This window comes from Halomonas sp. 3D7M (assembly GCF_014897885.1).
Taxonomy (GTDB): Bacteria; Pseudomonadota; Gammaproteobacteria; order Pseudomonadales; family Halomonadaceae; genus Vreelandella.
Window position 1 is genome coordinate 94,424 of the sequence record NZ_JABUZF010000035.1, and the last position, 6,357, is coordinate 100,780.

A 6,357-nucleotide genomic window follows, 5' to 3' on the forward strand; every position below is an offset into this window, starting at 1 on the left:
GGCCTGCCAATAAAACTGGCGGCAAAAGCGCTAGCGGGGCGGTTATAAAGCTCGTCGGGGGTGCCGTCCTGGACGATTTTGCCGTGCTGCATCAGAATCACACGATCGCCCATGCTCATCGCTTCCACTTGGTCGTGGGTGACGTAAATCACCGTCATAGTCAGGCGACTTTGTAGTGCTTTGATTTCCCTACGCATGTCGCTGCGCAGCCGAGCGTCCAGGTTGGATAGCGGTTCATCCATCAGGCAGATCGGGTGTTCGGAAATAATCGAGCGCGCCAAGGCAACCCGTTGGCGTTGGCCGCCGGAAAGTTGCGCAGGTTTGCGGTCTAGGTAATCGGTTAAATCAACCAGTTCGGCGACCTTAGCCAGTCGCTGGCGCTGCTCATCTTTGGGTACCTTGCGGCTGCGCAGGCCAAAAACGATGTTGTCGGCAACGCTCAAATGCGGAAACAGCGCGTAGGACTGAAACACCATGCTCAGCCCACGGTCGCCGGGCGGCAGGCGGGTAACGTCGCGCTCGCCGATATGAATACGCCCGTCGCTGGCCTCTTCCAGGCCCGCGATCATGCGCAGCGTGGTGGATTTACCACAGCCTGAAGGGCCGAGCAGAATGACAAATTGCCCAGGCGTGACGTCGAAAGAGATGTCATCGACGGCAGTAGTCGCGTCCCAACGTTTAGTGACGCGTTCCAAGCGAATACGCGATTGGTTTGACATAGCACACACATCACCGGCTGTTGGTTGTTATTGGTTCAGCTTGTGTTGAAGGTGTTGCCGTTGTATGACACTTACATGGATGGTTGATGACAGCCGTTGTGTCAAGCGGAAAATTCACTTGGTGACTTTGATGCCGTAACGCTGAAGCCTGCGCACCACGCTGGATTGGCTAATCCCCAGCCGTTCAGCGATGGCGTACGTGCTGGGAAGCGTTTTGCTCAACGCTTCCAGTGTCTCGCGCTCTAGTCTGGCGAGGTACTGCTTTAGGGTTTCTTCGGGGGCTAAGGCGGCTATTGGCGAAGAGATTGACGTTTGCGGCAGATTAGCAGGGGGCTGCTGCGTAGGAAGGCTAGGTGCTTCAATTTGATCCGTTGGGCTGGATAGCCAAGCTCTTTCCAACCAGTTTTCAAGCTCGCGGACGTTACCTGGCCAGTCGCTTCCCATTAACGTTGACCATACTGGATTGCCCAGGATTTTTTGCCGCCCATAGCGTTGGTTAAGGCGCTTCAAACAGGCTTCCACGAGATCAGGAATATCTTCTCGGCGGTCGCGCAAAGGGGGAAGTGTGACCGGTATGACGTTGAGACGGTAGTAAAGATCCAGGCGAAATAGGCCCGCTTCTACTTGTTTAGCTAGATTCTGATTTGTGGCGACAACTAAGCGAAAGTCCACTTTGCGCGGTCGTGTATCGCCTAACCGGGTAAGGCTTCCGTCCTGGATAACTTTTAATAGTTTGGTTTGCATTAATAAGGGAAGCTCACCGATTTCATCGAGAAACAGCGTGCCACCTTCCGCTTGCTCTAGTAAGCCTGCTTTTCCTTGGCGAGCCGCGCCGCTGAACGCGCCGGGCTGATAGCCAAACATCTCAGACTCAAATAAGTTTTCGGGAATGGCCGCACAGTTAACCTCAATAAAGGGATGGTTATGGCGTTGGCTCCAACGGTGCAACTGTTTGGCAAACGCGGTTTTTCCCACGCCCGACTCTCCCAGCATCAATACATTAGCGTCCGAGGGGGCGACCCGTTTGAGAAGCAAGGCGACTTCACGCATAACGTGGCTTCGCGCCTGCAAGTTATCCAGCGCGTCGTCCAGCGCTTGTTCCTCGGCACCGTGGGCTGCTTGGCTACGTTTTAAGTGCTCACTAAAGCGTTTCTGGAGTAGCGCATATTCGTCTTGTAGGAGCTGTAAGTCGGTTAAGTCTCTGGAGCGGCTGATAACACGCTCTAACTTCCCATTCACAAAGACAGGGTAGGCTTGAGCTATCACACGGCGCCCGGTGCCTGTTACCTGCATAAGTTGGGCCGGCTGGTGGGTGCGCATCACTTCTAAGGTGATGGATGGCTTCAAAATGCCTGCTTGCTGAAGCTGGTAAACGCTACTACCTAGCAATTCTTCCCGGGGCGCGCCATAAACAGCCTCAGCGCCGGGGCTGATATCAAGCACTCGACCCTCTCCGCTGACGATGAAGAAGTGATCGTTGGCGGTTTCTACAATGGTTTTTAGCACGCACTTATCGATTTCACTCACAGCGATTGTCTCTTGAGTAACCTGTAATTCATTTTTGCATCAATGATGCATAGATGACTTAAGTGTACGTGATTTTGATTCATTACTGCATCAATAATGGCTGAAAGCCCTATTATTAGGGCGTTTAGAGACTTGGCATGTTCTGTGCAATGTAGTTGTTATTCCGAGCTACAACATGAACAACGCCAAGGAGATCTGTATGTCTGATTTTAACCAGCCGCTTGGGGGCAATAGTATGCCGCGCTTTGGTGGGCCAGCCACTATGATGCGTTTACCCACTCAGGAAAGTGCTGCTGGCTTAGATGCTGCTTTTATCGGTATTCCAATGGATATTGGTACGTCTAACCGGCCTGGTACGCGTCTTGGCCCACGCCAGATTCGTGATGAATCTCGCATGCTGCGACCCTATAACATGGCGACCCGCGCCGCCCCGTTTGAAAGTTTACAAGTGGCCGATATCGGTGACGTGCCCATCAACACGTTTCACCTGCCCAAAAGCGTCGACATCATCACGGCCTTTTATGATGACGTGCTTAAACACAACTGCATTCCGCTAACGTTGGGTGGCGAACACACCCTGACACTGCCCATTTTACGTGCCATTGCCAAAAAGCATGGGCCAGTGGGGCTGATCCATATCGATGCCCATGCCGATGTGAACGAGCACATGTTCGGTGAGCCAATTGCTCATGGCACGCCGTTTCGCCGTGCTCAGGAAGAAGGCCTGTTAGCCCACGGCAAAGTGGTGCAAATTGGCCTTCGTGGTACCGGTTACGCAGCCGAAGATTTTGATTGGTGCCGAAGCCAGGGTTTCCGCGTTGTTCCCGCTGAAGAGTGCTGGCATCGCTCGCTTGCTCCCTTGATGGAAGAAGTGCGCGAGCAGATGGGCGATGTGCCTGTCTATATCAGCTTCGATATCGATGGCTTGGATCCTTCCGTTGCGCCAGGAACGGGAACGGTAGAGATGGGCGGACTGACCTCAGCGCAAGGGCTGGAAATTGTGCGCGGTGCGGCAGGCTTGAACATCGTCGGCTGTGATCTAGTGGAAGTGTCGCCTCCTTATGACCCCAGCGGTAATACCGCATTGATGGGCGCCACACTGCTGTACGAAATGCTCTGCGTGCTGCCGGGCGTGAAACACAGTGATTAAGCTGTCCTGAAATAGCTCATAAATAAAAAGCGCTTACCTGACAAAGCGCTAATGGTCAGAGAAATGGCAGGCTGCTTATTGCCTGCCAGGAAGCCACCAGCCCACCTCCAATAATCACTTCCAATAGGTGAACCGTATGTCTTTCTCTCAAGTAAAATTGGATGACGCCGAGCCGTCGGCTCCAATTCAGCGTGCTCATTTGCTGAAGTTTTTGATTCCCTCCTTAATTGGCGTCCTCTTGTTTTTGGTGCCTTTTCAAGTGGGAGGAACGATTAATATTGGCATGGGCCTAATGGCCGATGGGTTGCAGTCGCTGCTTGGCTCTGCACTACCTGCCATTGCCATGCTAGTCCTATGTCTGTCCGTAGTGATAACGCTTTACGTTAAAGTGGCAAAGCCTAACTGGGCGCAACGTGGTCACTTTCAAGAGATGTTTGACGTAGACACTATTTGGGTAGTGATGCGCATCTTAGGTGGCATCTTTGTCGTCATGACCTTTTTTCAAGTCGGCCCAGAATTTGTGACGGCACCGTTTACTGGCGGCGTAATGCTCAATGATTTGGCGCCGGTGCTACTGACGTTCTTCTTCTTTGCGGCGATTCTGCTCCCGTTTTTGGTCGAATTTGGCTTTATGGAATTTATCGGCACCATGGTGCGTAAGCCGTTTCGGGTGATTTTCAATCTTCCTGGGCGCAGTGCTATCGATGCAACGGCTTCTTGGATGGGGTCAGGCACCGTGGGGGTATTGATCACCGCCCAACAGTATGAGCAGGGTTATTACAATGCTCGTGAGGCATCGGTCATTGCGACTAACTTTTCAGTGGCTTCCATCGCGTTTAGTTTACTGGTTACTAACTTTGTTGATATCAATCATCTCTTCGTACAGTTCTACTTTACGGTAGTCGTGTCAGGGCTGATTGCTGCCATCATCGTGGCGCGGATTCCCCCTCTATCGCTCAAATCTAACGACTACTACGAGCCTGTTGGCTGCCAGTTAAGCGAGAAGCGCACCGAAAATGTAGGGTTGTTTCGTTACAGCTTGCTCCAGGCAACTCGCCGGGCAGCGGATGCGCCAGGGCCAAAAGAGTTGGTGCGTTTAGCACTACTCAACGTGATTGATATCTTTTTGACACTGCTGCCTTTGGTATTTGCCATCGGCACCGTCGCGCTGATTTTAGCCGAGTTTACTCCACTGTTTACCTGGCTCTCTTACCCCATGGTGCCGGTGCTTGAGTTGCTGCGTATCCCTGAAGCACAAGCGGCTGCTCCAGCGACGTTGGTCGGGTTTGCCGATATGTTCTTACCAGCAGTGCTGGCGACGAATATTGAAAGCGAGCTGACCCGTTTTGTGATCGCTTGCTTGTCCATGACACAGCTGGTGTATATGTCGGAAATTGGCGCGTTACTACTTAAATCAAAAATCCCTATTAAGCTCTGGGAGCTAGCCGCCGTTTTCTTACTGCGCACGGCCATTACGCTGCCCATCATCGCCTTTATGGCCCATACATTTTTCTTCTGAGAGGGCCTGTCATGAACGCTGACGCAATGCGCAATCACTCAACCATGACCTGTGCCGAGCTGTTGATCCACCTGCTACGTGAAACCTATGGCGTTCGTACTCTGTTCGGTATTCCGGGCGTGCATACGGTGGAGCTGTACCGAGGGCTTGAAGGTAGCGATGTGCGCCACGTAACCCCGCGCCATGAGCAGGGCGCAGGGTTTATGGCCGACGGCTATGCCCGCGCCAGCGGTCAGCCTGGGGTATGTCTGATTATCACTGGCCCGGGAATGACCAATATTGCTACTGCGATGGGCCAAGCCTTAGCAGACTCTATCCCCATGCTGGTGATCTCCAGTGTTAACCGCCGGGATACGCTGGGGCTAGGCCAAGGTCGGCTGCACGAGCTGCCCAGCCAGCAGCAGATGATCAGTGGCGTGGCGCGGTTTAGCCACACGCTATTGGATGCCAATACGCTACCTGACGTGCTGGCCCGCGCCTTTGCGATCTTCAATGGTGCGCGCCCAGGCCCGGTGCATATTGAAATTCCGATTGATCTGTTCAATGCGCCGGTGAAGGTACCGGACAGTTGGCAAGCGCCAACGCTTTACCGAGCAGCGCCTGACCCAGAAGGGCTTGCCGAAGCTGCCCGTTTGTTAAAGGCCGCGAAACAACCCTTGCTGCTGCTAGGTGGTGGTTGTGTGGCAGCGCCAGAGGCAGCCCGGGCATTGGTAGAGAGGCTTGATGCCCCTGCGGTGACGACTATCAATGCCAAAGGGCTGCTGGGTCGCGACCATCCGCTGGATTTGGGCGCGAATGCCGCGCTGCCTGCGGTGCGCGAACTAGCGGCCAACGCCGATGTGATTTTGGCGGTGGGTACCGAGCTTGGCGAGACCGACTACGATGTCGTGTTTGATGGTGGCTTTCACCTCCATGGAAAACTGATTCGAATTGACCTCGACCCTGAACAACTGGTGCGTAATCAGCATACAACGCTTGGTTTAGTGGGCGATGCCGGACGTAGCCTAGCGCTTCTACTCGCTCATTTCCCCGAACCTTTGCAGCGCCACGGTGTTGAACGCGGTATTGAACGAACAGCCACTACGTTGAGTGCACTTAACCTGGTTAATGATCCGGCTTTTAGCGACTTCGTGCCGCTTTATAAGACCCTGGCTGACCATCTGCCGGAGGCGATTTTGGTGGGTGACTCCACTGCACCGGTGTATGCGGGCAACCACCTAGTCAGCCAGCCAGCGCCAAGGCGTTATTTCAATGCCTCTACCGGCTACGGCACCTTGGGTTATGGGCTGCCAGCAGCGCTAGGTGCGCAGTTAGCTCGCGCTGATCTACCTGTGGTGGCGCTTGTCGGTGATGGCGGGGTGATGTTCACCCTTGCTGAGCTTGCTACCGCGGTGGAGGAACGCCTGCCGGTGGTAATTGTGCTGTGGCACAACGCAGGCTAC

At 53.9% G+C, this 6,357-nt stretch carries 5 protein-coding genes; 3 read left to right on the forward strand and 2 right to left on the reverse strand.

What is annotated here, in order from left to right; genetic code table 11:
• Window positions 1-719, reverse strand: a 719-nt coding sequence (locus INT22_RS20160; protein WP_226912316.1) for an ABC transporter ATP-binding protein, incomplete at its 3' end; no start/stop codon positions are given.
• Window positions 720-833: 114 nt separating this feature from the next.
• Window positions 834-2,246 (reverse strand): sigma-54 interaction domain-containing protein, encoded by a 1,413-nt coding sequence (locus INT22_RS01160; RefSeq protein ID WP_193060093.1) that lies wholly within the window; start codon window positions 2,244-2,246, stop codon window positions 834-836.
• A gap of 199 nt (window positions 2,247-2,445) precedes the next feature.
• On the opposite strand from INT22_RS01160, the gene speB reads away from it, so the two are divergent.
• From speB to INT22_RS01175, 3 genes are all read left to right on the forward strand, one after another.
• A complete protein-coding gene (gene speB / locus INT22_RS01165) occupies window positions 2,446-3,396 on the forward strand; it encodes an agmatinase (RefSeq protein ID WP_095603720.1) in 951 nt (316 codons plus the stop codon).
• Window positions 3,397-3,532: 136 nt separating this feature from the next.
• Window positions 3,533-4,915 (forward strand): YjiH family protein, encoded by a 1,383-nt coding sequence (locus tag INT22_RS01170; RefSeq protein WP_193060094.1) that lies wholly within the window; start codon window positions 3,533-3,535, stop codon window positions 4,913-4,915.
• A gap of 11 nt (window positions 4,916-4,926) precedes the next feature.
• On the forward strand, window positions 4,927-6,357 hold a 1,431-nt coding region (locus INT22_RS01175; RefSeq protein ID WP_193067508.1), incomplete at its 3' end, for a 5-guanidino-2-oxopentanoate decarboxylase.

Excerpts from the sequence above, each read along its gene's own strand:
- speB (WP_095603720.1), top strand. The coding sequence starts at position 2,446 with ATGTCTGATTTTAACCAGCCGCTTGGGGGCAATAGTATGCCGCGCTTT.
- INT22_RS01170 (WP_193060094.1), top strand. The coding sequence starts at position 3,533 with ATGTCTTTCTCTCAAGTAAAATTGGATGACGCCGAGCCGTCGGCTCCA.